We start from the raw sequence: 308 nt of genomic DNA, 5'->3' as shown, positions 1-308 counted from the left end.
AATTACTTCAGCTTCTTCTGACTCTTCTGTTTCTGTAATTACTTCTACTTCTTCTGACTCTTCTGTTTCTGTAATTACTTCCACTTCTTCTGACTCTTCTGCTTCCACAATTACTTCCACTTCTTCTAGCTCTTCTGTTTCCGCAATTACTTCTACTTCTTCTAGCTCTTCTGTTTCTGTAATTACTTCTACTTCTTCTGACTCTTCCGCTTCTGCAATTACTTCCACTTCTTCTGACTCTTCTGCTTCCGCAATTACTTCAGCTTCTTCTAGCTCTTCTGTTTCTGTAATTACTTCTACTTCTTCTG

At 38.0% G+C, this 308-nt stretch carries 1 protein-coding gene; it reads right to left on the bottom strand.

The genetic code is table 11. The annotated features are described in order from the left end of the window. A partial coding sequence (locus MR107_RS30645) for a hypothetical protein (protein ID WP_242293201.1) occupies window positions 1-308 on the bottom strand: 308 nt, incomplete at both ends.

Source organism: Bacillus cereus group sp. BfR-BA-01441 (assembly GCF_022663075.1).
Taxonomy (GTDB): Bacteria; Bacillota; Bacilli; order Bacillales; family Bacillaceae_G; genus Bacillus_A; species Bacillus_A cereus.
This window is presented reverse-complemented; position numbering and strand designations above follow the sequence as displayed.